The sequence below is a fragment of the Vogesella sp. EB genome (assembly GCF_001037925.1).
Lineage (GTDB): Bacteria > Pseudomonadota > Gammaproteobacteria > Burkholderiales > Chromobacteriaceae > Vogesella > Vogesella indigofera.
Genome location: NZ_LFDT01000018.1, coordinates 15,650 through 39,062, shown reverse-complemented (window position 1 = coordinate 39,062; position 23,413 = coordinate 15,650). Strand labels below are relative to the sequence as shown.

The 23,413-nt window shown below is 59.3% G+C and carries 21 protein-coding genes; 11 read left to right on the top strand and 10 right to left on the bottom strand.

Annotated features, from left to right (window positions below):
• Window positions 1-33: 33 nt before the first annotated feature.
• From ACG97_RS11330 to ACG97_RS11305, 6 genes are all read right to left on the bottom strand, one after another.
• Window positions 34-1,809 carry a hypothetical protein gene (locus tag ACG97_RS11330; RefSeq protein ID WP_156168023.1) on the bottom strand — a complete coding sequence of 592 codons (1,776 nt, stop codon included), beginning with the start codon at window positions 1,807-1,809 and terminating at the stop codon, window positions 34-36.
• Window positions 1,806-2,756: a TniB family NTP-binding protein gene (locus ACG97_RS11325; RefSeq protein WP_047967473.1), complete on the bottom strand. Its 951-nt coding sequence runs from the start codon at window positions 2,754-2,756 to the stop codon at window positions 1,806-1,808. The genes ACG97_RS11330 and ACG97_RS11325 overlap by 4 nt, the downstream gene beginning before the upstream one ends.
• On the bottom strand, window positions 2,753-4,759 hold the full coding sequence (locus ACG97_RS11320) for a Mu transposase C-terminal domain-containing protein (RefSeq protein ID WP_053068149.1): 2,007 nt from the start codon (window positions 4,757-4,759) through the stop codon (window positions 2,753-2,755). Before ACG97_RS11320 ends, ACG97_RS11325 begins: the two co-directional genes overlap by 4 nt.
• Window positions 4,752-5,516, bottom strand: a complete 765-nt coding sequence (locus ACG97_RS11315; protein WP_156168022.1) for a TnsA endonuclease N-terminal domain-containing protein — start codon at window positions 5,514-5,516, stop codon at window positions 4,752-4,754. Before ACG97_RS11315 ends, ACG97_RS11320 begins: the two co-directional genes overlap by 8 nt.
• 190 nt (window positions 5,517-5,706) lie before the next feature.
• Window positions 5,707-6,096 carry a helix-turn-helix transcriptional regulator gene (locus ACG97_RS11310; RefSeq protein WP_047967472.1) on the bottom strand — a complete coding sequence of 130 codons (390 nt, stop codon included), beginning with the start codon at window positions 6,094-6,096 and terminating at the stop codon, window positions 5,707-5,709.
• Window positions 6,097-6,325: 229 nt separating this feature from the next.
• On the bottom strand, window positions 6,326-6,961 hold the full coding sequence (locus ACG97_RS11305) for a histidine phosphatase family protein (protein WP_053068147.1): 636 nt from the start codon (window positions 6,959-6,961) through the stop codon (window positions 6,326-6,328).
• A 178-nt stretch (window positions 6,962-7,139) separates the two neighbouring features.
• Here ACG97_RS11305 and ACG97_RS17635 point away from each other — a divergent pair, with 178 nt between their 5' ends.
• From ACG97_RS17635 to ACG97_RS17295, 4 genes are read left to right on the top strand one after another with little or no spacing between them, the layout of a single operon-like run.
• Window positions 7,140-7,352 (top strand): hypothetical protein, encoded by a 213-nt coding sequence (locus ACG97_RS17635; protein WP_156168021.1) that lies wholly within the window; start codon window positions 7,140-7,142, stop codon window positions 7,350-7,352.
• Window positions 7,349-8,548 carry an AAA family ATPase gene (locus tag ACG97_RS17300; RefSeq protein ID WP_082133749.1) on the top strand — a complete coding sequence of 400 codons (1,200 nt, stop codon included), beginning with the start codon at window positions 7,349-7,351 and terminating at the stop codon, window positions 8,546-8,548. Before ACG97_RS17635 ends, ACG97_RS17300 begins: the two co-directional genes overlap by 4 nt.
• Window positions 8,545-9,522 carry a hypothetical protein gene (locus tag ACG97_RS11300; RefSeq protein WP_047967471.1) on the top strand — a complete coding sequence of 326 codons (978 nt, stop codon included), beginning with the start codon at window positions 8,545-8,547 and terminating at the stop codon, window positions 9,520-9,522. The genes ACG97_RS17300 and ACG97_RS11300 overlap by 4 nt, the downstream gene beginning before the upstream one ends.
• A gap of 8 nt (window positions 9,523-9,530) precedes the next feature.
• Window positions 9,531-11,111 carry a DUF262 domain-containing protein gene (locus ACG97_RS17295; protein ID WP_082133747.1) on the top strand — a complete coding sequence of 527 codons (1,581 nt, stop codon included), beginning with the start codon at window positions 9,531-9,533 and terminating at the stop codon, window positions 11,109-11,111.
• Between the two features lie 296 nt (window positions 11,112-11,407).
• Here ACG97_RS17295 and gyrB read toward each other — a convergent pair whose 3' ends face one another.
• The 3 genes from gyrB to dnaA all read right to left on the bottom strand — a co-directional run bounded on the left by gyrB (window position 11,408) and on the right by dnaA (window position 16,549).
• Window positions 11,408-13,798: a DNA topoisomerase (ATP-hydrolyzing) subunit B gene (gyrB, locus tag ACG97_RS11290; protein WP_047967469.1), complete on the bottom strand. Its 2,391-nt coding sequence runs from the start codon at window positions 13,796-13,798 to the stop codon at window positions 11,408-11,410.
• 157 nt (window positions 13,799-13,955) lie between these two features.
• A complete protein-coding gene (dnaN, locus tag ACG97_RS11285; RefSeq protein ID WP_047967468.1) occupies window positions 13,956-15,062 on the bottom strand; it encodes a DNA polymerase III subunit beta in 1,107 nt (368 codons plus the stop codon).
• Window positions 15,063-15,103: 41 nt separating this feature from the next.
• The gene (dnaA, locus tag ACG97_RS11280; RefSeq protein ID WP_047967467.1) at window positions 15,104-16,549 is read right to left on the bottom strand and encodes a chromosomal replication initiator protein DnaA; all 1,446 of its coding nucleotides are present in this window, start codon (window positions 16,547-16,549) and stop codon (window positions 15,104-15,106) included.
• A gap of 399 nt (window positions 16,550-16,948) precedes the next feature.
• Between dnaA and rpmH the strand changes: the two genes are divergently transcribed.
• From rpmH to ACG97_RS11260, 6 genes are all read left to right on the top strand, one after another.
• Entirely contained in the window at window positions 16,949-17,083 is a 135-nt protein-coding gene (gene rpmH, locus ACG97_RS17290; RefSeq protein WP_008955801.1) for a 50S ribosomal protein L34, read from the top strand.
• 3 nt (window positions 17,084-17,086) lie between these two features.
• Complete coding sequence (gene rnpA / locus ACG97_RS11275; RefSeq protein WP_047967466.1) at window positions 17,087-17,449, top strand: ribonuclease P protein component; 363 nt, start codon at window positions 17,087-17,089, stop codon at window positions 17,447-17,449.
• Window positions 17,425-17,634 carry a membrane protein insertion efficiency factor YidD gene (yidD, locus tag ACG97_RS17285; RefSeq protein WP_082133746.1) on the top strand — a complete coding sequence of 70 codons (210 nt, stop codon included), beginning with the start codon at window positions 17,425-17,427 and terminating at the stop codon, window positions 17,632-17,634. Before rnpA ends, yidD begins: the two co-directional genes overlap by 25 nt.
• Before the next feature lie 17 nt (window positions 17,635-17,651).
• Entirely contained in the window at window positions 17,652-19,310 is a 1,659-nt protein-coding gene (gene yidC, locus ACG97_RS11270) for a membrane protein insertase YidC (protein ID WP_047967465.1), read from the top strand.
• A 154-nt stretch (window positions 19,311-19,464) separates the two neighbouring features.
• On the top strand, window positions 19,465-20,817 hold the full coding sequence (gene mnmE / locus ACG97_RS11265; RefSeq protein WP_047967464.1) for a tRNA uridine-5-carboxymethylaminomethyl(34) synthesis GTPase MnmE: 1,353 nt from the start codon (window positions 19,465-19,467) through the stop codon (window positions 20,815-20,817).
• Window positions 20,818-21,055: 238 nt separating this feature from the next.
• Window positions 21,056-21,313, top strand: a complete 258-nt coding sequence (locus tag ACG97_RS11260; RefSeq protein ID WP_047967463.1) for a hypothetical protein — start codon at window positions 21,056-21,058, stop codon at window positions 21,311-21,313.
• Between the two features lie 87 nt (window positions 21,314-21,400).
• On the opposite strand, the gene ACG97_RS11255 is transcribed toward ACG97_RS11260, so the two are convergent.
• On the bottom strand, window positions 21,401-22,288 hold the full coding sequence (locus tag ACG97_RS11255; RefSeq protein ID WP_047967497.1) for a LysR family transcriptional regulator: 888 nt from the start codon (window positions 22,286-22,288) through the stop codon (window positions 21,401-21,403).
• A gap of 108 nt (window positions 22,289-22,396) precedes the next feature.
• Here ACG97_RS11255 and ACG97_RS11250 point away from each other — a divergent pair, with 108 nt between their 5' ends.
• Window positions 22,397-23,200: a phytanoyl-CoA dioxygenase family protein gene (locus tag ACG97_RS11250; protein ID WP_047967462.1), complete on the top strand. Its 804-nt coding sequence runs from the start codon at window positions 22,397-22,399 to the stop codon at window positions 23,198-23,200.
• The last annotated feature ends 213 nt before the right edge of the window (window positions 23,201-23,413 follow it).

Genomic DNA, 23,413 nt, shown 5'->3' with positions numbered 1-23,413 from the left:
ATAGCAAAAAGCCCGCGTAAGCGGGCTTTTGCGTTATTGGCTGTGCCATCGCCGGATCTCTTCTCGGCGGTAGAAGTACTTGCGGCAGCCATCGACTTTGGGGCCTGTCACGGGGTAGATGGGCTTCAGCTCATCCAGCAAATCCCTTGGACGTCGCCTTTGCTGCTGCGCTAGCCAACTCAGCGAGACGTAGCTGGATTTGAAGCGTTCCAGCTCCTCCCTCGCAACCCGTCGGGCTGCTCCGATGCGTTGACTGGGGCTGACTGTTCGTAGCAGCCCCTTTTTCACCAGTTGGAAGACCACCTCATCCTTCTCTCCCAACAAGCGAGCGGCCTCTTCTATCGCCAGTTCATCCAGCTCTTTCGTTCGATACTGCAGCAGCCAGTCTGTCACTTCGGCCCTGTCCAGTAGCAACTTCCCGAAAGGCATGTCAGGTACACCATAAAGGTGTACTTGGTGATTTTGAAGCTGAGTGAAGAAGGCTTGAACCTCTTGGTCTGACAGTTTGTGAAACCGCAAGAAGTGGTAAGCAGTGAGCGGTTTGCCTGGAGGAGTCGCATCGATAATCAGGAAGCGGGCCATAAACGCGGTAATGTCACTCTGGCTGAAATGCCACCGTCGATCAGGCGACTCTTTCGCACATCGGTTTGCCTGAAGGATGTTGCTCTTCCACAGTTGCCTTACACGCTCTTGGTGAAGACCCAGCAGCTTGGCACTTTCCTTCAAGTCATGGCCAGTGTGTTCATCTAGCTGACAGCGATCCACCAGTGCTGCGAAGTCGGCAGTAAATGGCTTGTTGTGGTCTGTACCAGCAAATTGCACATCAAACGCATTCGGCATGTTCAGCACCAGCCGTACTGCCCTGCGAGAGTACTTTTCCATGATGGCCCGCTTATTTAGCCGGGGATGGCTCTCGATAATATGCGGTGGCAGCCTGCGGTTTTTCTCGTTGAGACTGCCTTTCCAGTTGCGGTGGATATAGCGCTCGGTTGCGGTACGTAGTGGTTCGAAGATCGGTGCACTGCAGTAGATGTAAGCTATCCGCATCCAGCAGCCCATCACTCGCTGTAAGCTGAAATCATTCGGTGCGCGTTCGTAAAGCAGATCAAGGCAGTGGTACAGATTTCTGGGCCAATCATTCAGAAGTTCGATGGCAGCTTCAAATACGAGCCGACCTACCGATCCATTCAGCATGTAATGGCTGGAGGGTGCATTTCTGGTGGTTTCTAGCCAGAATCTGCCCAGCTTGGTGATCAGGTGGCATACCTGCATGGGTTCGGGATAATGGGTCACAATAGGGAGCACATCGCTATGCCACGGTTGGCCGACACATGATCCATCAATCAGCTGGCCAAAGGAGGCGGCAACGGTATCGCAAGACTCACCGGCCTCTGGCAACGTACCCAGCCATGAGCAGTCGCGTGTCGCCTCCAACGATTCAGCAGCGACAAGCCAGCAATGATGGTGATGGCAAGTCCAGTTCAAGCGAAGTCCCCAGCTCGGCCTGACCCAAGGATCGATCTTCCAACACTCGGGGCAAACCTTGTAGTCGGTGATAGCGACCTGATGTGACGCATTGCCGTAGCTATCGGTATAAAGAGAAAAGCCTGTCGGTGGCATACCTCGCAGTCGGAAGCGTTCCGTCGTATTGATGGCCTGGGCGAGTCCGAAGTTACTGTTGCCATGTACGATCTTGATGTATGCCGTCAGCCCGCTGACTGTGTGGAAACCATTGATGAACGCCAGCCGTTCGAGATACCCGAAACAGTGCTCGTGATGACGAGGTTTGGGACGGATGGGCAACATCATGCAGCCCTCCTGCGTTGTACCTTCGGTGCCATATTGGCTTGGGCGAATGGCTCTCCGACCAGCTTCAATTCTCGCCCGCAGAATGACATGGAGAACGGGTTCAGCTCGGCGTTGGCATCTGGCCAGACTTGTTCGGCAAAGGCCCGCTGCAGGACGTCGTAGCCAACAGTTTGCCGGCATTCCTGCTGGGCGAGGCGCAGCGCACCAATCGCCAGAATCTTGAGGTAGCCGATTCGCATGTTGCTGGCAAAAGCCAGGCGTCTGGCCAGGTCTGCCCAGCTATCGACTGACAGTGTGACCTGCTGATAATCCAGCATGCCTTTGAACAACTCCAGGCAGATGCGCTCCTTGCTGTAACCGGCGTGTTCGGTGATTTCCAGACGTGACGATTGCAGAAAACGCCGGCGCAGTTGTTCATTGATACCGAGCAACCCAGCCGTGTGCGGAAGGCCGAACAAAACGAAGGGAACGCCGCTGGCGTCGATCAGGCTTTTGAGCCAGTCGGCTACCTGATACTGCGTGCGTTCTGTCCCCTTTTCCAGGATGTGCTGTACCTCGTCGATGATGATCATCTGCACCTGGCAGTTCTTGATCAGCCGGACAATCTGGGCGGTACTTCGGGTGTTGTTTTCGGCCTTCTTTTGCAGGCCCATCGCATTCAGGAGCGCCTCGGCCATTGCCCCGATGGTGGCGCTGGCCGGCACACTGAGCGACAACACGGGGAAAGTAGTGGCCTCCGGTGTATCGACAGGTAGATAACTATCGGCAAACAGCCTGGCGAGGGTGGTTTTGCCTGTGCCACTTTCGCCGGTTACCAGCAAGTGTCGGGCGATGCCTGTTTGCTGATATAGCGTGAGGTTTTCCTGGATTTTTTGTTTGGCCTGCAAGAATGCCGGGAAGTCCTGATACACGCTGGCCAATATGGCTTCTGGTGTAATCTTTGTCATACATGTGCCTCCTGGTGTAGTGGGCCATGCACCGGGAACAGCCCGATGGGGCTGCCCATGAACTCATCCTCCAAATCATCGATGGGTGACAGATGAGCGTGGGGCGGGCTACCCGTTGGCTGGGACGGGGTGGCGGTGGCATCAATCGTGAACTCACGTTCCGGCGTGCTGCTGGTTTTGCCTTTGAGGTGGGCCGCCTTATGGCGATTGCGCTGCTTTTTACTCTCCTGCAGCGTATCAATCGAGTCAGACAACTCAATCTTGCGGGTCATCAGCACCTCTCGATCCTCTGGGGATTGTGCTGCTGCAAGTACCCTGGCAATGATGTGCTTGTGCTGCAGTTCCGTCAGGCCTTTGGCATAGCGTTGATCAACGGCCGGAATGGTCAGCGGATCCTGGCTGTTGGGTAGCCAGACTTCGATACTGCCCAGGTCTTCGGGGTTGTAGCAGATGCGATACTTGATACCAAAGCCAAACTGCCGCAACGCCTGCTCCAGTACGGGGCTGGAGTAGCGGATATGGTTAATTTCGAAGCCTTCACGTCGAAGCATGCGCTCGATGACTTTACCGATCCGGCGATTTAATACGCTCATATCCGCCGGCAAACGGGGTTTGTGTCTGAGCAGACCTTCTTGCCATCGATTCCAGGGTGTGGCGTGGGTATCGCTATTAACGGTGTGGGCATAGATGTCCAATAGCCACTTCTCAAAAGCATGCTTGAACTCCCCCAGCGTCAGCAGGGCATGTTCTTCCGGCTTGTATTCACCGCGTTCCATGTAGTACGCCATCGACGTACCAGGCAGTTTGTGGACAAAGCTGTAGTTCACCGTCTTGATCAGCCGTTCAATCGTGCCCTTCAGCCACGGCTCCCTGACCCTGCAGAACACCAGGTTAAAACCCAGATCCAACGCAGTGGACGCCAAGGCAAGGCTGTGAAATTCCGGCCCGTTGTCTGTCACCAGATTGTAGAAAAGGCTATAGCATGGCCAATGGTTTTGTACGATCAAGCCCGGAATCACGGCCTTGGCGGGCTCTTTCGGCAGGATGGCGTGGCGCAGCGCCCCCATGACTGCTTGGGTCGAGCCACCTCCGAAACTGATGTAGTAGCCGAGAGGCATGCGGCTGTAGCAATCCACGACGAGGGTAAGCGTGGCTTTGCCCAGTACCATTCCGGTTTCATCGCATACCAGGAAAATATCAAGCTGGGTATGGTCGATCTCTACCCGTTCCAGAATGTTGGAAACCAGAATCTGTTTCCTGACCAGCCGGTATTTGCGCTTGGCGACGTTCTTGCCATTCTCGTAGCTATACGTCAGAAAGCCTTCAAGTTGATCGTACTTGCGGTACAGCGTCGAGATATGGGGCGGTTTGAGCTGTTTGTCAGTCGGGCGAGTCAGGTTGGCCAGGCGGATTTTCTTGTGCAGCCGTTCTTCAATGTCTGACATCGTGGCGCATGGACTACGCTCGAATACCTCTTCAACGGCCGAGAGAAACATGTGGGTGATCTCTTCCCCAATCCTCGGCTTGTGTGGCCCTCGCCGATGGAATTGCGGTATCAGTACACGGTAGTCGCCACCGGCATTGATCAGCTTGCGGTGCCACCGGAATACCGTACTGGGATGAGGAGGATCAGGGTCGTTGCACGATTTACCGGCCTGTTGAATTTGCAATTGAATGGTACTGCGAGAGCAGAACTCCTCCAGATTGCCCAGATAGTCCAGGTAGAACTTGCATCTGAGAACCGCTTTCAGTTGCTTCTCAGGGAGATCTTCAAGGGGACGTGTCCAGTCAGGCTGCGGCACTGGATAGGATGTCACTGACGGCAGAAAGGACAGCTCTTGCCGGCGATAGCTGTTGAGCAAATCCGCCATCTGATGCAGCGAGAATGCCCCCGTTGCATTGTCGGTCAGTACGATCTGTTCGTGGGCACTGATCTGATTGATGGTGAACGCCGCCCCTTTCAGGGCGATGGCTTGGCCTACTTTCCAGGTATAGCTATGCATCTTCTCGCCCCTCTTGTTCTGTCCAGAAGAGGGTCTGGCTGATATCCAGCTGCCCCAGCCGTGACTGCATTTCGCTGGTGCCGTATGCGATCAGCGTTTCGTAGCTCAGTGGTTCCGACGCATCAAGGGCATGCAGGTAACCTGCCAGCATCAAATATTCGGCATTGATGCGTTGCCCTGTCAGGTGGATGTTCGCGGTAGCGATAGAACACGGCAGGTATCGGGCTAGCTTGCCCAAGGCCATGCGTGCCTCCTGCTGTCCTGGCTGCACATAGCTGGCGTTCTGGAATAGCCAGCGTAACTGTGCCAGGCAAGGCTGCTGACGGATGAACTTGTCTGTCAGCACAACGAACGGTTGGTGATGCCGACGGTAGAACTCCGCCAGGCAGGCCAGGCGGTGCTTGGTGTCGGTTTCCAGGGTTTTGGCGAAGGGTTTGACCTCGATGCAGACCGATACCCCGCTAGTCAGTGTGGCGACGATATCGGGGGTATAGCGTCGCATCCTGCTGCCGTTGGGGTAGTAAATCTGCTGGCACTGTTCGCGGTACTCCACTACGTCCGGCGAAGCTTCCAGCCAATGAAAAGCATCAAACTCCAGCAGGCCTTCGGAATGCACCATGCGGCCGTTTTTCAGGCTGCAAAACGCCGCGCACATATTGGAATAGGTATGCCGCAGCACTTCGCGGTCACGGGTGTGGAACTGCTGTCCAGGGGTTGCTGCAATGTGGCCAGGTTTGGCTTGTAGTATCGAACTCATGCATTTCTCCAGGGCGCAAGGATTCGTCACCAGCGTGCAGAAAAAAGCACAGGCTGGTGGTGATTAGGAATGGAATGGGAATTGGCGGGGGTTGCACCCCAGGAGAAAGGCTCAGATACTTAAGTTTCCACACTATGGCTCTGAGCCTATTCCGACGGACTGCCTCCCCAAGGTAGTCCGTTTTGCTTTTCTACATGCTGTTCTCCTTCAAGGCGGTGCGGTGCTGTTCATCGGCCATCTGCATCACCAGCCGGATCATCGCGATATGTGTCTCCGATAACTGGCCGACTCTCCCCACCAGCTCATGCAACAAGCCGTACTCCTCCTTGCTGGTTTCCTCTGGCAACTCAAGGTGACGCTGCGAAATCTTCGCCGCGTACTGCAGGGCGGCCGTTTCCTCTGCGGTTAGCTGCAGGGCACGTGCGATCTGGTCAACTCTTTCCGGTGACGGGGCATCCCTGCGCCCGACTTCCAGGGCGCTGATGAAGTTGCTGCCAAGGTGCAGCCTGGCAGCCAGGTCTTTTTGCCGCAGGCTACGGGCACGCCGGAGCTGGAATAGCAGGTCTGAGAACGGAGTCATGGCGATAAATGCAACACTTCAGGCTGCGAAATCCTGAAGAAAATTGTGGTGATTCCAGAAGATTACGTAGCCTGGACGCGGCTGTCGAAGCCGGAGAACGGGACGTTTTAGACATGGGGCATTTCCATGAATGGAGATGCCCCATGTCAATCCATTGATATGCAAGGCATGAAAAAAGCCCTGATAGATCAGGGCTTTAAAGTGTCGTATTTGTACAATGCTTTTGCAGCTACGGTGCCGGTAGCGGGGTAACGTTTTGCCAGGTTTCACCGTCCCAGGCGGCAGTAAAGCCGGCTGTATTACGGATGGCCTGTGTATGCTCTAGCTGCCGGAAAAGCTGCATGGTTTTGCTGCTGACGTCAGTGATCGTACCGTCCATGACGGCGCGTAGCGCCTGCAGAAACTGCCCATGGCCCACCATCGCGACGTTATGTATCCCCGTTCCAGCCAGGCTTGCCAGCCTTTGCTGCGTATCAAAAACACGGCCCATCAGCTGGGCGAAACTCTCAGCACCCTCCCCATCGACATAATCTGCATCGGCACGATGCCAATAGGCCTCGACCATTGGCCGACGAGTTGCTACTGTCATGCCTGAGCACTTTGCCGGTGACAGATAGGTGAACTCGTGGATGGGCCAGGTTTCGACAGGAACATCAGCAAACTTTGCCATCAGTGGCGCAGCAGTTTGTTGAGCACGCAAGAAGGGCGAAACCACGATGAGGTCTGGCCGGAGTGAGAAGGCATCGGCAAGGTTTTGGGCCTGGCGATGCCCAGTTTCTGTCAGCGCGATGGTTGCTGGGTCAGTGGTAGCTGATCCGGCATTGGCATCGCTTTCGCCGTGGCGGAAGGCAAGCAGGTGCAGCATGGGATGGTGCTCATCTATGGATATACCATTTAAAATGGTACTCCATCTGCGGGAGCACGTGCCCTGCCTGTATAACAACAGCGGATTGCGAGTATCAATAGAAGAACTGTCTCTGTATGTGTGCATACCCCGTAGGGATAGTCGATCAGAACCCTATTGACGATCAATGCGACGGGCAATGTCCCCGATTACAGCAACAAAGTTCCGTTTGAGTATTCATATTTTCCCGCAGTTGGCATTGGAAATTTATTATCAATCGAAATTGGAACTTGCTCACCTCCATTTAGGTGGTGAGATCGGAATATTAAGGCAGCAAATGGATAAACATCATATAGCGGTAGTTGTCTGCGGCCATGTGGCCGACGTGTCGCTCCGGGGAGTTTCTCAATGATTATTCGCTCTTTTGAAGTTCGAAACTATAAAGGCTTCCGTGAGCAACAGTATATCGAGTTAGCTCCACTTACTTTATTTTACGGAGAGAATAGTTCCGGTAAGAGTGCGCTTCTTCGTCTTCTTCCTTGGATTTCAGAATCTATGGCAGACAACAAGCGCCCTGGCCCTATATTAGATGGGGCCGTGGGTCGGGAAGCGCTTTGGAGCGATCTTGCTCATATCAACAGCCACAGGCATTCCATTGACGTCACAGTCACGTGGGACGAAGGGCATAATGCTAACTGGGCGTTTCGTGGAGGCGTACTCCCAGAGACTTGTGAGCTGAAAGCTATCAAACTTGTATGCTCTGACAGTGCTTGGATTCTCGAGGATGATGGAGACGGTTCGTGGCAGGGGCAAATCCCGGGCGTTACTGGTCTGCTCCCTACCGTTGAGGAGGCCATCTGGGCGCAAAAAGTCGGTTGTTCACGTTCGCAGTTTAGGCTAGATACACAATGGTTGCAGGGTATTCGTGCAGCAATTCCTCGCGTCGAGAAAAGCCTCGCCTCCCCCCCAGGCAATCTCTCTTGTACGGGCGAAGGGGTAGCCCGTTTTCTCTATCAATGGGCTCGGAGCGCCCCCACGTCCAAAGAAGCAAATGCTCTCCGGTTCGTTGTGGACTTCTTTCGTGAGCTTGGTTTCGACTTGCGGATCGCAGATGTAGCCCCTGGCTACTTTCGGCTCGACGTTGCGCCACTTGCAAATCCGTCAGCATTGATCAATCTTGTTGACACTGGGGAGGGGCTTACCCAGGTTCTGGCTCCGCTGGTCGCCATGGCTAGGGCGGCGAACGAATTAGGTCCGCGAGTGGTATGCCTAGAGCAGCCTGAACTTCACCTCCATACCGACGCTCAACGGGCGCTAGCAAATTCTATAGCTGCTGCGGCAGCCGCAGGTGCACAGATACTGATCGAGACGCACTCCGAAGTGTTATTGGCTGCGACACAGCTTGCTATCGCGGTTCGGCCCAGTCGCATTTCGGCCAATGACGTCGCGCTTTACTGGGTAGAACGGCGTGAAGATCCGGTGTCGATAGCAAAACGAGTACCCTTGAACGATAAAGGGCAAGTCGGTGGTAGTTGGCCCATCGATGCCTTCGGTGATCTGCTGCATTTAAAGAATGAGCTACTCCAAGCCCAGCGGAGAGCCTCATGATTATCGAGTTTGCGGATGAATGTTGGAAAAAAGATGACGATAACTGGAAACGTGACTTGCTTAGGGTTCTCGTCATATTGGAGAAGCATGAGCAGCATGCTCTCTTGGCTGACACACAGATGATGCTCACATGGTGCCACAACAATCTTAACTTGTACGTTGACTACTTCAGGACCCGCCTAGCTTCGGCCCAGAGTCGCTCCAACGCACTTAAGATAGTTGTTTCGCCGGACGGGGCACCAGACGTGGTAGGAGATCCCCCTTGGACCATTAGCGGCAGTGCAGTGTTCGACTTGGTGAATCGCCCTTTACGCTTAGTTCTAGAGAATGATCAATCCGACCGGAAGTTTGTTGAGTCAACGGTTTCTTCGTTCTCTGGGTGGTGCCAAAAAGGGTGGATTGTGCCTGCGATGGGAGGAGGATCTACGATGGAAAAAGACATTGCTGGTTCTAGTATCGATACCGTTGCACGGTGGAGAACCTTCTACTTGTTTGACAGTGACCGACTGCATCCTAAGGAGCTAGACGTCGACTGGAGACCGCCCGGTGGTGATGGGTGTCAGGGCTACCAGTTTGAGACCGCATGTAAAATGCTGCCCGATCAGCGTTGGCACAGACTCAATCGCCGCTCCATTGAGAACTACTTGCCATCAACAGTGCTCAATGCCGTGAATCAAACGGCGACTTCAGCGCTGTTCGACACCTCTGTCGGTACTATGGCGCATTTTTACAACCTAAAGAAGGGGTTGGCTGGCGATGGCGTCTCTCCCCAAGACTCAAATAAAGTCGTGCGTGCGAGCCGCAGCGATGGGTTTTGGACATCGTTGCCCCAAGCCCTCATTACCGCTCTCGAGAATGGCTTTGGTAGCAAAATCGCAGACGAGTTTATGAATATTTCATCGTCTCATCTCTGGCCGAGCGATGTCATCACCGAAATGAACGCGTTGGCAGATGCGCTTCAAGATGCGATGTAGGATCCCCAATGAACGATACTCCTAGCTACGTTTCCCAACCGCAGGTAATTGATTTACCCAAGTTGCTTGCTGACGTCAGGGCCGGTCACATCCAAGTTCCTCGCTTTCAACGCCCATTTATTTGGGGGGACGAGCGCCGTGTTGAACTCCTGCGTTCGCTCCGCGCTGGCATTCCAATTGGAAGCTTGCTGGTCTGGAGGACTTCTCAGGCCCGGCTTAAGTGCTTTGATACAATCGCTGGCGTAACAATCCCGCCGATCGACAAAGGTCATACTGTTAGTTATCTGCTTGACGGACATCAGCGTCTCACAACCTTGTTTGCGGCGTTCTCGACGCAAAACATCCCCTCGAAGGGAGGGCTGCAGACCACGCCAGGGGACGATGACGTACCGACACCGATTTTCTTCGACCTCGATCAAGATGACTTTGTGGTGGGGAACCCGGGTGAGGTATGGGCTTGCCTGCCACTTCACTTGTTTCTAGACGCGGTTGCTCTCAGGCAGCACTTTCGAAATAAAGAACGAGAAGGAAACATTTCTGCGCTTGAGATAGACCGTCTTCAAGAGATCGCGGAGGGTGTCCTTTATGCGATGCAATGGTGTCGAATCCCAATCATTCCTTTGAGTACCGATGATGTTGAGCTTGCCACCAGGACTTTCCATCGGGTGAATAGCCAGGGCGTCCCTATGACCGAGTTTCATATGATCGCAGCGCTTACATGGGGTGATGAGTTTGACTTGCGCGACATATTTGAACAGCAATGGGGTAATCGAGTGTTACCACAGGGCTGGGAGCCAGCAAGTGAGCAGCAGACCCTGAATGTCTTGAAGGGCCTTCTTGGCATGGACCTTGCCCGTTCAACCGGTGATCTGCTTGTTCGAAGAATCCGAGAGAAGTCGGAACTCGCAGGTAAGCCAGCCGAGCTTTTGGAGCGAGCTATGGTACTGGCCGCAACAAACTTTGTGCATACGCCTGCGGCAGTTCCATACCAAATGCAGTTGACTCTCACCGCAATCGCACTGAATGATCTCGCGATAGATCAATTACCAGATGTTGAATGGTTGAGAAGATGGTGGGGTCTTACAACGGCGTGGGGAAGCTTTGCTAGTGCGGCTACTCATCGTGTGCAAGCGGCGCTGAGGCATCTTAGAAATGGGTTGGCAGGTAAGCGTGAGCCATGGCCAGAGCTTTTGTTCAGTAGTACTAATCCCAGCCCTCTACCAAACCTCGATCTTCGGAATGCACGTGCGCGTTATTTCGCAGATGGCTACGCGAGTGGGTGTGGCAAAATTGAACTGCTTCATGTCCGAGGACCAAGGGCTATTGTTTCTTTGTTCCCCAAACTCGGTACAAGGGTTGGCAATCGCTTCCTCTGGCCATCAGAAGAATTAGATCTACTGAAAAAGGCGCTAGACTTACACGATCATCTGCGGCTCGCCGAACATTTCGTTGATGATGAGTGTTTAGCTGCGTGGGATAGACAAGATACAAATGCGTTTATCGAACGACGGGAGTTGTTGATGAACACTTTTGAGTCAAGTTGGTTTCGTGCGCTGAGACCGGATGAGTTCATTCGGGGAGTTGTGTAATACCGAATGGACTTTTCGACTGAAGTACATCTAATTTGTTAGATGCTTGAATAACAGCTTTTAACATGAAAAATGCCATTTGTCATTATGGCGTGCCGACGTCCCTCCAGTTTTGTGGAGTGTGCATTTTGAGCTAGTCAGTACACTCTAGCTCCAAGGTGTCTTTCGGTGATGTTTTTCCCAAAAGCAGAAGCCCCCATCTCTGGGGGCTTCTGCTTTTGCGCACTATCTCTGCGAACCAGTGAGCACTAATGTGCGAAAAGTCGCATTAATTGTGCGAACGTACACCTACAACATCACACGTCGATGTTCCGCGCAATCAAGGCGTGGCTTTCGATGAAAGCACGTCTTGGTTCCACGTTATCGCCCATCAGCGTGGTAAACACGTCGTCGGCGGCCATGGCGTCTTCGATGCGCACTTTCAGCAGGCGGCGCACGGTCGGGTCCATGGTGGTTTCCCACAGCTGGCCGGGGTTCATCTCGCCCAGACCCTTATAGCGCTGGATGGACAGGCCCTTGCGGGTTTCGCCCAGCAGCCAGTCGAGGCCGTCGCCGAATTCGCTGATCGGCTTCACGGTGTCGCCGCGCTTGACGCTGGCGCCGTCACGCAGCAGGCCGTGCAGCATGTCGCGGGTCTGGCACAGGATGTCGTAGTCGGCGGTGGCGAGGAAATCCTGGTCCAGCGCGGTGACCAGCACGTTGCCGTGCAGCTGGCGGGTGATCTTCAGCATCCAGGCGTCGTTCTTGTCGTCGCGCAGCACGTTGAGGCGGATTAGTTCCGGCGGCAGTACCGCAGCCAGTGCGGCAACGGCGGCGTTGGCTGCGGCTTCGCTATCGAGGGTGATGCGGCCAACCTTGAGGAAGGCATGCAGTACCAGCGGATCGACAACGCGGCTTTCGCGATCGATGGCGGCGCGGGCGAGCAGGAACTGGCGCGCCACTTCGCCCAGCGTGTCGCCGGACAGCGCGGCTTCGCCGGCGGCCGGGATCAGTTCGGCCTTGTCCAGTGCCAGTTGCAGCAGGTACTGGTTCAGCTCGTAGTCGTCCTTCAGGTAGCGTTCCTGCTTGCCGTGCTTGGCCTTGTACAGCGGCGGTTGCGCGATGTAGATGTGGCCGCGCTCGACCAGCTCCGGCGTCTGGCGGTAGAAGAAGGTCAGCAGCAGGGTGCGGATGTGGGCGCCGTCGACGTCGGCGTCGGTCATGATGATGATGCGGTGGTAGCGCAGCTTGTCCGGGTTGTACTCGTCCTTGCCGATGCCGCAGCCCAGTGCGGTGATCAGGGTGGCGACTTCCTGGCTTTGCAGCATCTTGTCGAAGCGCGCGCGCTCGACGTTGAGGATCTTGCCCTTCAGCGGCAGGATGGCCTGGAACTTGCGGTCGCGGCCCTGCTTGGCAGAGCCGCCGGCGGAGTCACCCTCGACCAGGTAGAGTTCGGACATCGCCGGGTCTTTTTCCTGGCAGTCGGCCAGTTTGCCGGGCAGGCCGAGGCCGTCCATCACGCCCTTGCGGCGGGTGATCTCGCGCGCCTTGCGCGCGGCTTCGCGGGCGCGGGCGGCGTCGACGATCTTGCCGATGATGATCTTGGCGTCGCCCGGGTTTTCCATCAGGAAGTCCTTCAGCGCTTCGCTGATCACTTCGTTGACCACCGGGCCGATTTCGCTGGAAACCAGCTTGTCCTTGGTCTGGCTGGAGAATTTCGGGTCCGGCAGCTTCACCGACAGTACGCAGGTCAGGCCTTCGCGCATGTCGTCGCCGCTGGTATCGACCTTGGCCTTCTTGGCGGCATCGGATTCCTCGATGTAGCCGTTGAGGGTGCGCGTCATCACCTGGCGCAGTGCGGTGAGGTGGCTGCCGCCATCACGCTGCGGGATGTTGTTGGTGAAGCACTGCACGTTTTCCTGGTAGGAATCGTTCCACTGCATCGCCACTTCCACGGTCATGCCGTCCTTTTCGCCGGTGGCGTAAAAGGTCTTCGGGTGCAGTACCGACTTGTTGCGGTTCATGTACTGCACGAAGCCGGCGACGCCGCCGGAGAAGGCGAAGCTTTCTTCCTTGCCGCTGCGCTTGTCGAGCAGGGTGATCGCCACGCCCTGGTTGAGGAAGGACAGTTCGCGGATGCGCTTGGCGAGGATGTCGAAGTGGAATTCGATGACGCCGAAGGTTTCTTCGCTGGCGCGGAAGGTGACTTCGGTGCCACGGTAGGTGGTGTGGCCGGTCATGGTCAGCGGCGCCACGGCTTCACCGCGGCGGAATTCCATTTCGTGCACCTGGCCGTTGCGCCAGATTTTCAGCTTCAGCCAGTCGGACAGCGCGTTGACCACCGACACGCCGACGCCGTGCAGGCCGCCGGAGATCTTGTAGCTGTTGCTGTCGAATTTGCCGCCGGCGTGCAGCACGGTCATGATCACCTCGGCGGCGGAGCGGCCTTCTTCCGGGTGGATGTCAGTGGGGATGCCGCGACCGTTGTCTTCCACCGAGATCGAGTTGTCGGGGTGGATGGTGACTTTGATGGTGTCTGCGTGGCCAGCCAGCGCTTCGTCAATGGCGTTGTCCAGCACTTCGAACACCATGTGGTGCAGACCGGTGCCGTCCTGGGTATCGCCAATGTACATGCCGGGGCGCTTGCGTACTGCATCCAGACCCTTCAGGACTTTAATACTGTCCGCGCCGTATTCCTGTTCGCTCATAAAACCACTCTTTTGTCAGCCAGTGCGTCCGGGGCGGTTGCCCCACTGTTGAAAACTGTTGCCGTGCCGGCCTAACCGGCGTGCGGCCAACGCTGGACAAAGGTTGGCCGCAGTGCGATGCCGCCCGCCACCGTTGCCGGCGGCGGATGGCCTGTCGTCAGATGCGCATCGGCATCACGACATACTTGAAGTTGCTGTTGTCGGGGATGGTGACCAGCGTGGAGCGCACGCTGTCGCCAAACGCCATCTGCAGGGTGTCGGCCGACAGGTTGGTCAGCACGTCCAGCAGGTAGTTGATGTTGAAGCCGATTTCCAGCTCGCCGCCCTGGTAGGCGATTTCCAGTTCTTCCTGCGCTTCTTCCTGCTCGCTGTTGGTACACAGGATCGACATCGCACCCGGCTTTAGCACCAGCCGCACGCCGCGGAATTTCTCGTTGGCGAGAATGGCGGCGCGCTGCAGCGCGTGCAGGAAGGTCACGCGCTCGATCAGGAAGATCTTGTCGTTATCCAGCGGCACCACGCGGTTGTAGTCGGGGAACTTGCCGTCGACCACCTTGCTGATGATCACGGTGTTGCCGAAGCTGAAGCGCACCTGGTTGGACAGCAGCTCGATGTTGATGGTCTCGTCGCTGTCCTGCAGCAGCTTGTACAGCTCGAGGATGGTCTTGCGCGGCAGGATCACCTCGGCCTTGTCGAGGCTGGCCTCGATGTCGGCGCTGGCAAACGCCAGGCGGTGGCCGTCGGTGGAGATCAGCCGCACCTGGTTGCCCTCGGTCTGCAGCAGCAGGCCGTTGAGGTAGTAACGGATGTCCTGTACCGCCATCGCGTACTGCACCTGCGAGATCAGGCGCTTCAGGTCGCGCTGGCTCAGGCTGAAGCTGGCTTGCGCGGCACTGCCGGCCGACAGCAGCGGGAAGTCGTCCGCCGGCAGCGTCTGCAGGTTGAAGCGGCTCTTGCCGGCCTTCAGCATCAGGCGGCCGTCCTGCTGTTCCAGCGTGACCATGCTGTTGCCGGGAATGGCGCGCAGGATGTCCTGCAGCTTTTTCGCCGAGGTGGTCAGGCGGAACGCGTCGCCGGCGATGTCGTCCGGGCTGGCGGTGGTGATCTGGATTTCCAGGTCGGTCGCCAGGAAGCTGACGGCTCCTGCCTGTTTTTCGATCAGCACATTCGACAGAATGGGCAGGGTGTGACGGCGCTCGACGATGCCGGTAACAGCCAGCAGTGGCTTGAGCAGGGCATCGCGTTCGGCTTGCAGAATCAGCATGTGCGGACTCCCGAAGGGTTACAGTGTCGTTATCAAATGAATCAGTTGCGCAACATCGCGAGCAACGTATCGTAATCGTGCGCGATTTCGCTGTCATTACCGCGCATTTCGGCAATGGTCTTGCAGGCGTGCAGCACGGTGGTGTGGTCGCGGCCGCCGAAGGCGTCGCCGATGTTCGGCAAGCTGAGCGAGGTCAGCTCCTTGGCCAGCGTCATCGCCACCTGCCGCGGCCGCGCGATGTCACGCGAGCGCTTCTTGCTGTGCATGTCGGACAGCTTGATCTTGTAGTAGTCGGCCACCGTCTTCTGGATGGTCTCGATGGTGACCTGGCGGTTGCCGGCGGCGAGGATGTCCTTCAGCGCTTCCTTGACCAGCTCCATGGTGATGCTCTGGTTGCTGAAACGGGCGTAGGCCACCACGCGCTTCAGCGCGCCTTCCAGCTCGCGCACGTTGCTGCGCACGTTCTGGGCAATGAAGAAGGCGACGTTGTGGTCGAGCTTGGTATTGTCGGCCTCGGCCTTCTTCATCAGGATGGCGACGCGCATTTCCAGCTCCGGCGGCTGGATTTCCACGGTCAGGCCCCAGCTGAAGCGCGAGATCAGGCGCTCTTCCATGCCCTCGATCTGCTTGGGGTAGCTGTCGCAGGTCATGATCACCTGCTTGCCGCCCTCGATCAGCGCGTTGAAGGCGTAGAAGAACTCTTCCTGGGTGCGGTTCTTGCCGGCGAAGAACTGGATGTCGTCGATCAGCAGCAGGTCCAGGCTATGGTAGTAGCGCTTGAACTCGTCGAAGGCCTTGTGCTGGTAGGCGCGCATGATGTCGGCTACATAACGCTCGGCGTGGATGTAGCGGATCTTGGCCTGCGGATTCTTCAGGTAGACGTGGTTGCCGATGGCCTGAATCAAGTGCGTCTTACCGAGACCGACACCGCCGTACACGAACAGCGGGTTGTAGGCCGGGTCGCCCGGGTTCTCGGCAATCTGCATCGCCGCGGCGCGCGCCAGCTGGTTGCCCTTACCGGTGACCAGCGTGTCGAAGGTGAAGCTCGGATTCAGGCGGGTGCTCTCGTGGCCGCCGCCAATGGCCTTGACCGCGGTCTGCTTCGCCGTCGGCGCTACCGCCGGGGCGTTGGCGGCGACCTTGGCCACCGCGCTTTCCACATCGACGCTGGCGGCAGGGGTGCCGTTGCTGCGCGGCGCACTGCTGGCCGGCGCCGGACGCGCCACCGCGACCGGTGCCCCGGCGGCGGCGCCAATGCGCAGCTCCACCGACACTTCGCCCAGCAGTTCGATCGCCAGCGCCTCGATGCGCGCGAGGAAACGATCCTTAATGAACTGCAGGATAAAGCGGTTTGGCGCGTACAGCACCACACCCTCGTCGCCGGCCTCGGCAGAGAGCGGGCGGATCCAGGTGTTGAATTGCTGCGAGGACAGTTCTTCCTCAAGACGCGTCAGGCACGCAGGCCAGAAGTTTTCCGGTTCAGTCATCAATGCTTCATGTTAAAAACGAAATGCCGCCGCAGACTAACGGGTAGTTCGGGGGCGGCGGGGAGGCTGCGCGCGCGGCGGGTGTCGGGCGGCAGTCACGATGTTTGGTGTGGAGTCGCCCTGTCTCTGGTGTCTGGCGGGCGGCGATCCGGCGCTGCCGATGCCGTCCGGTGGACAGGGTCACAAGCGATACATTCTACTGGCTTTGCCAAAAGTTATCCACAGCACCGGCAAAATATCGCCGCCGCCCGCAACGATGGCGAACGACAGTGGCCGGATCGCCGCCCGCACCACAGCATCGCCAACAATCGGGGCCGCAAACTGTTAATTAGGTTGACAATTCCGGCATTTATCTATGTAATCACGCGTTTATTTCCGTTTCGAAACAGGAAAATTATCATGAAACGTACTTACCAGCCTTCCACTACCCGCCGCAAGCGTACCCACGGCTTCCTCGTTCGCTCCAAGACCCGTGGTGGTCGCGCCGTTCTGGCCGCCCGTCGCGCCAAAGGTCGCAAGCGTCTGGCTGTATAACGCTTGGACAACACATTTCGCCGTGCGCACCGGCTTTTAAAAACGGATGAGTTCTCATCCGTTTTTCATTTGCGCAACGCGCGCAGTAACCAATTGTTCCAGGTGTATGCCCGCCCGAACGGTCTGACCCACGCCCGTCTCGGTCTGGTGGTCGGCAAGAAGGTGGCCAAACGCGCCAACCGCCGCAACTACATCAAGCGCACCGTGCGCGAGTGGTTTCGGCTGCACCGTCATGATCTGCCGCCGATGGATTTTGTCGTCAGATCACGCCAGGCCTACTATCGCGGCGAATATCACGAAGCGGTAAAGGCATTGGCTGCGCTCTTTGCTAAACTAGCCCGATGTCGCGACTCTTCGTCCTCTTGATCCGCTTTTACCAGCTGGCGATCAGCCCCTGGCTGCCGCCGCGTTGCCGGTATCAGCCAACCTGCTCCGGCTATGCCATCGAGGCATTGCAAAAGCACGGCGTGATCAAGGGCAGCTGGCTAGCGATACGACGGATTAGTCGTTGCCACCCGCTCGGTGGCAGCGGCCATGACCCGGTTCCCTGACTTTTCCGGTAAGTAAGATGGATTCCAAACGACTGATCATCTTTATCGCGCTGTCATTCAGCATCCTGTTGCTATGGCAAGAATACTTTGCGCCGAAACCCGTCGCCAAGCCTGCCGTGACACAGCAAGCCAGCACAGCCGCGAGCAGTAGCGATACCCCTGCCGCCAACGCCAGCAACGTCGCCCAGCCTGCCGACAGCAGCAGCCTGAGCCGCGGCCAGCGCATCACCGTCACCACCGACCTGGTCAAGGCCGAAATCGACACCACCGGTGGCGATCTGCGCAGCCTGCAACTGCTCAAGCACAATGCGGCGGAAGACGCCAGCAAGCCGTTCGAGCTGTTTACCGACAAGGGCGCCCACCTGTACGTGGCGCAGACCGGCCTGATCGCCGCCGGCAACGCCGCGCTGCCGACCCACAAGACCGTGTTCAGCGCCGAAAAGACCGCCTACACGCTGCAAGGCGACAAGGTCGAGATCAAGCTGACCGCGCCGGAAGCCAATGGCGTCAAGGTGAGCAAGGTGTACACCTTCCACAAGGGCAGCTACCTGATCGATGTGCGTTACGACATCGTCAACGCCGGCACCACGCCGCTGGCCAGCACCGCCTACTTCCGCCTGCTGCGTGACGGCAAGGCACCGGAAGGCGAAAGCCGCTTCGCACAGACCTTCACCGGCCCGGCGGTCTACACCACCGAAGGCACCTTCCAGAAGGTCGCCTTCTCCGATCTGGACAAGGGCAAGGCCGAGTACGTGAAGAGCGCCGACAACGGCTGGGTAGCGATGCTGCAGCACTACTTCATGAGCGCCTGGATCCTGAAACCGCTGGACGGCAAATCGGTATGCGCCAACGCGCAGGCCTGCCAGTTCCAGCTGGAACCGAAGAACGGCGCCTACTCCGCCGCCGCCATGGTCAACGTGGCACCGATCGCGGCCGGCCAGAGCGCCAGCATCACGGTACCGCTGTACGCCGGCCCGGAAGAGTACAACACCATTACCAAGGTGGCCGACGGCATGGAGTTCGCCAAGGACTTCGGCATGGTGCACATCTTCGCCTCGCCGCTGTTCTGGCTGCTGACCAAGCTGCACTCCATGGTGCAGAACTGGGGCTGGGCCATCATCCTGCTGACGCTGATCGTGAAGGCGGTGTTCTATCCGCTGACCGCCGCCTCCTACCGCTCGATGGCGAAGATGAAGGTGCTGGCACCGCGTCTGGAAAACCTGAAGCAGCAGTTCGGCGACGACCGCATGAAGTTCCAGCAGGCGGTGATGGAAATGTACAAGACCGAGAAGGTCAATCCGCTCGGCGGCTGCCTGCCGATGCTGATCCAGATCCCGGTGTTCATCGGCCTGTACTGGGCGCTGCTGGCCTCGGTCGAGCTGCGCCAGGCTGACTGGCTGTACATCGCCGACCTGGCCCGTCCGGACCCGTACTACATCCTGCCGGCGCTGATGGCGATCACCATGTTCGCGCAGACCTTCCTCAACCCGCCGCCGGCCGATCCGATGCAGGCGAAGATGATGAAGATCATGCCGGTAGCGTTCTCGGTGATGTTCTTCTTCTTCCCGGCCGGCCTGGTGCTGTACTGGGTAGTCAACAACCTGCTGTCGATCACACAGCAGTGGTATGTGAACCAGAGCATCGAAAAAGCCCGCAAACTGGCACTGCAATCGTAAGCAGCCGCCAAGCTGGCGTAAAATCAAAGCCCGGCCGTCATGGCCGGGCTTTTTGCCTTGTTGAGGGTCTCCAGCCAAGCGCGCACCGCTTGCCTCGACACCTTCGCCTTGCGGCCAACGTTGGCCGCAAGCAACCGACCCGACGGACCCCGCGATGAACCTTGCCTACACTCCCAGCACCATCTGTGCCGTTGCCACCGCCCCCGGCCGCGGCGGCGTCGGCGTGGTGCGCATCTCCGGCCGCGCGCTGCTGCCGCTGGCCCAGGCCCTCAGCGGCGGCAAGACGCCCAAGCCGCGCTATGCCACCTATACCGATTTTGTCGCCGCCGACGGCACGCCGATCGACAACGGCCTGCTGCTGTACTTCCCCGGCCCGAACAGCTTTACCGGCGAGGACGTGATCGAGCTGCAGGGCCACGGCGGCCCGGTGGTGCTGAAGATGCTGCTGTCGCGCTGCGTCGAGCTGGGCGCGCGCCTCGCCGAACCCGGCGAATTCACCAAGCGCGCCTTTCTCAACGACAAGCTGGATCTGGCGCAGGCGGAGAGTGTCGCCGACCTGATCGACGCCGCCAGCGAAAGCGCCGCCCGCAGCGCGCTGAAATCGCTGAAGGGCGCCTTCTCCGGCGAGATCCACACCCTGGTCGACGAGCTGATCACGCTGCGCATGCTGGTGGAGGCGACGCTGGACTTCCCCGAGGAAGACATCGACTTCCTCGAAAAAGCCGACGCCGTCGGCAAGCTGCAGCGCCTGCGCGGCCAGCTGGGCAAGGTGCAGGCCACCGCCCGCCAGGGCGCGCTGCTGCGCGAAGGCATGCACGTGGTGCTGGTCGGCCAGCCCAACGTCGGCAAATCCAGCCTGATGAACGCGCTGGCCGGCGACGACATCGCCATCGTCACCGACATCGCCGGCACCACCCGCGACACCGTGCGCGAGGAGATCGTCATCGACGGCGTGCCGGTGCACATCATCGATACCGCCGGCCTGCGCGACACCGACGACGTGGTGGAGAAAATCGGCATCGAACGCACCTGGCAGGCGGTGGAACGCGCCGACGTGGCGCTGGTGCTGGTCGACAGCCGCGACGGCATCGTGCCGGAGGTCGAGGCCATTCTCGGCAAGCTGCCGCCGCGCCTGCCGCGCGTGCACGTGTTCAACAAGGTGGACCTGTCCGGCGGCGAGGTTGGCCGCAGCGAGGAAGATGGCCACCCGGTGGTGCGCCTGTCCGCCCGCACCCACGCCGGCGTCGACGACCTGCGCGCGCTGCTGCTGGAGATGATCGGCTATCAGGGCGACAGCGAGGGCGTGTTTCTGGCGCGCGAACGCCATCTGGACGCCATCGCCCGCGCCGCCGGCCATCTCGACCTCGCCGCACAGGACTGGCAGCAGGTGGAGATCTTCGCCGAGGAGCTGCGCATGGCACAGAACGCGCTGTCGGAGATCACCGGCCGCTTCACCCCCGACGACCTGCTCGGCGTCATCTTTTCGCGCTTCTGCATCGGCAAGTAAGCGCCCCGCCCTGCCGCAACCGTACCCCGCAAGCACCCGCCGCCATGGCGGGTGTTTGCTGTCTGCCGCTGCGCGGCGCCGCTATGCGGGCTAGCGCACCGACCGCCGCCAGCGGGCGGCGCAGTGTGGCTGTCGGGCCCGCTGCGGGCCCGGCGTTGCCGCATCATGATGATGCGGCAGCCGCAGGCACCCACGCCTGCCATCACGCTGAGGTCCGGCTATGACAGAAAACGAGATAATGGCAAAACTGAAGAGTATTCGCGGCGGGCGCGACCGTGCCGTGCTGGCCGGCTTCTGGCTGATGATGGGTTCGCGGCAGGGCGTGAAAACGCTGGGCTTCGCCGAGCTGCGTAGCCTGAGCGGCGACAGCCGTGCGCTGTTTCATGCCATCAGCAACGGCCTGCTGTCGCACCGCCTGCCGCAGCTGTCCAGCCGCCACACCAGCGAGCTGTTGCACATGCTGCACGCCGACCATGGCCTGCCGGCACTGCATTAAGCCACCGCCATCCCGCGCCGCCCCCGCGGCGGCGCCTCCCTGACCAGCAATCCGCCCGCGTGGCGGATTGTTTCTGTCTGCCCTGCCTCAGCCCACCGCCAGCGCCGACGCGACAAAGGCCGCCACCAGCGGTGACGCCTCCGCCCCCGCTGCCTGCGCCAGCACCACCCGCTGCGCCGGCAGCGCTTCCGCCAGCGGACGGCAGGCGATGGCCGTGCCGTCGTAGCTGCAGTCGCCGGCCGGGCGGGTGCACGACAGCGCCACACCCTGGCCGTGCGCCACCAGCCCGCGCTGCATCTCGAAGCTCTGCACCGTCTGTGCGATGCGCGGCGTCAGCTGCTGCTGCCAGAACAGCGACAGCAGGTACTCACGGGTGTGCGGGATGTCCTCCAGCACCAGCGGCTGGGCGGCCAGCTGCGCCAGCGACACCTTGTCCTGCGCCGCCAGCGGATGGTCGGCCGGCAGCAGCGCGTACGGCGCCAGCTCGGCCAGCGTGCAGCGCGCCATCTGCGCGTCGATGGCCAGCTCGTAGGTCAGCGCCAGTTCCGCCTTGCCGCTGCGCAGCGCGCGCTGCACCGTGGCCAGATCGCCTTCCAGCAGCGTGACCGCCACTTGCGGATGGCGTGCGCGAAAACCGGCCAGCAGCCGCGGCGCAAAGTAGGGGCCGAGATCCTGGAAGCAGATCAGCGACAACTGGCCGCGCAGCTCGCCACTGCTGGCGCCTGCACCGAGGGCCGCCGCCTGGCCGAGGATATCGCGCGCCTGCGCCAGCACGCGCTGGCCGGCGGCGGTCAGCTCCACGCCGCGGCTGGCCTGGCGGCGGAACAGCGCGCTGCCGAGCGCCGTCTCCAGTTGCGCGATGGCCAGCGACACCGACGGTTGCGACACGTGGCAGGCGCGCGCGGCGGCGCTGACGCCGCCATGCTCGACGGTGGCGACGAAGTACTGCAGCTGGCGCAACGAGAAATTGATCATGTTTTCCAATAATGAAAAATAGGAAATATATATTTTTATTATGATAGCGCCAGATCCGATACTGAGGCGGCCAACCCGGCATTCCCCACCGCAAGCAAGGAGTCACAGATGCAGGCAGTCACTATCGGTAATGAACAGATCGCGGCGTTCCAGCGCGACGGCGTCATCGTACTGCGCGGCGTGTTCCGCGACTGGATAGAACCGCTGCGCGACGGTTTCGAACAGGTACTGGCCGCCCCCGGCCCGTTCGCCATCGAGAATGTCGGCAACAATGAACGTGGTCGTTTCTTCGAGGATTACTGCAACTGGCAGCGTATCGAACCGTTTTCCCGCTTCATCCACCAGTCACCGGCGGCGGCGCTGGCCGGGCAGCTGATGGGCGCGCGCCAGGTGCAGATCTTCCATGAGCACATCCTGGTGAAGGAGCCGGGTACCGCCAAGGCCACGCCGTGGCATCAGGACATCCCCTACTACTGCGTCGACGGCGCGCAGACTGCCAGCTACTGGATTCCGCTGGATCCGGTGACGCAGGACAACACGCTGCGCGTGGTGCTCGGCTCGCACCGCTGGCCCAAGCTGGTGCGCCCCAAGCGCTGGGCCAGCAACGAGAATTTCTTCGCCGGCGACGATGACTACATGGAGATGCCGGATGTGGAGGACGGCAGCTACACCATCCTGGCGCCGGAGCTGGAGCCGGGCGACGCGGTGCTGTTCGATTTCCGCACCGTGCACGGCGCCGCCGGCAACCAGGGCGGCAACCGCCGCCGCGCCTTCTCCGCCCGTTTCCTCGGCGACGACGTGTGCTTCGTCGAACGCCCGGGACGCACCTCGCCGCCCTTCCCCGGCATCAACCAGCGCCACGGCGAACGGCTGCGCGAGGACTGGTTCCCGGTGGTGTGGTCGGCCGGCTGAGGCAGTAACGGGCGCGGGCGCGGCCGTCGTGGCCGCCCGCGGCCAACGTCAGCGCCAATATCAACGCCGGCATCCGCGCCGGGGTTGGCCGCAACCATGTCAAAGAGATACGTTGCCGTCGGCAAGCCGGTACGGCGTGTTACGCTGTGCCACGGCGTACCCTCCCGCCACGGCGGGAGGCAACACGCCACGTTGCCAACCCTTGCCCAGCCC

Coding starts and splice junctions, on each gene's coding strand:
- ACG97_RS17300 (WP_082133749.1), top strand. CDS start 7,349: ATGATTATTCGCTCTTTTGAAGTTCGAAACTATAAAGGCTTCCGTGAG.
- ACG97_RS11315 (WP_156168022.1), bottom strand. CDS start 5,516: ATGAGTTCGATACTACAAGCCAAACCTGGCCACATTGCAGCAACCCCT.
- yidC (WP_047967465.1), top strand. CDS start 17,652: ATGGATTCCAAACGACTGATCATCTTTATCGCGCTGTCATTCAGCATC.
- ACG97_RS11330 (WP_156168023.1), bottom strand. CDS start 1,809: ATGATGTTGCCCATCCGTCCCAAACCTCGTCATCACGAGCACTGTTTC.
- yidD (WP_082133746.1), top strand. CDS start 17,425: ATGTCGCGACTCTTCGTCCTCTTGATCCGCTTTTACCAGCTGGCGATC.
- ACG97_RS11260 (WP_047967463.1), top strand. CDS start 21,056: ATGGCAAAACTGAAGAGTATTCGCGGCGGGCGCGACCGTGCCGTGCTG.
- ACG97_RS11300 (WP_047967471.1), top strand. CDS start 8,545: ATGATTATCGAGTTTGCGGATGAATGTTGGAAAAAAGATGACGATAAC.
- rpmH (WP_008955801.1), top strand. CDS start 16,949: ATGAAACGTACTTACCAGCCTTCCACTACCCGCCGCAAGCGTACCCAC.
- ACG97_RS11305 (WP_053068147.1), bottom strand. CDS start 6,961: ATGCTGCACCTGCTTGCCTTCCGCCACGGCGAAAGCGATGCCAATGCC.
- ACG97_RS17295 (WP_082133747.1), top strand. CDS start 9,531: ATGAACGATACTCCTAGCTACGTTTCCCAACCGCAGGTAATTGATTTA.
- dnaN (WP_047967468.1), bottom strand. CDS start 15,062: ATGCTGATTCTGCAAGCCGAACGCGATGCCCTGCTCAAGCCACTGCTG.
- ACG97_RS17635 (WP_156168021.1), top strand. CDS start 7,140: ATGTCCCCGATTACAGCAACAAAGTTCCGTTTGAGTATTCATATTTTC.
- ACG97_RS11325 (WP_047967473.1), bottom strand. CDS start 2,756: ATGACAAAGATTACACCAGAAGCCATATTGGCCAGCGTGTATCAGGAC.
- gyrB (WP_047967469.1), bottom strand. CDS start 13,798: ATGAGCGAACAGGAATACGGCGCGGACAGTATTAAAGTCCTGAAGGGT.
- ACG97_RS11255 (WP_047967497.1), bottom strand. CDS start 22,288: ATGATCAATTTCTCGTTGCGCCAGCTGCAGTACTTCGTCGCCACCGTC.
- ACG97_RS11250 (WP_047967462.1), top strand. CDS start 22,397: ATGCAGGCAGTCACTATCGGTAATGAACAGATCGCGGCGTTCCAGCGC.
- dnaA (WP_047967467.1), bottom strand. CDS start 16,549: ATGACTGAACCGGAAAACTTCTGGCCTGCGTGCCTGACGCGTCTTGAG.
- ACG97_RS11310 (WP_047967472.1), bottom strand. CDS start 6,096: ATGACTCCGTTCTCAGACCTGCTATTCCAGCTCCGGCGTGCCCGTAGC.
- ACG97_RS11320 (WP_053068149.1), bottom strand. CDS start 4,759: ATGCATAGCTATACCTGGAAAGTAGGCCAAGCCATCGCCCTGAAAGGG.
- mnmE (WP_047967464.1), top strand. CDS start 19,465: ATGAACCTTGCCTACACTCCCAGCACCATCTGTGCCGTTGCCACCGCC.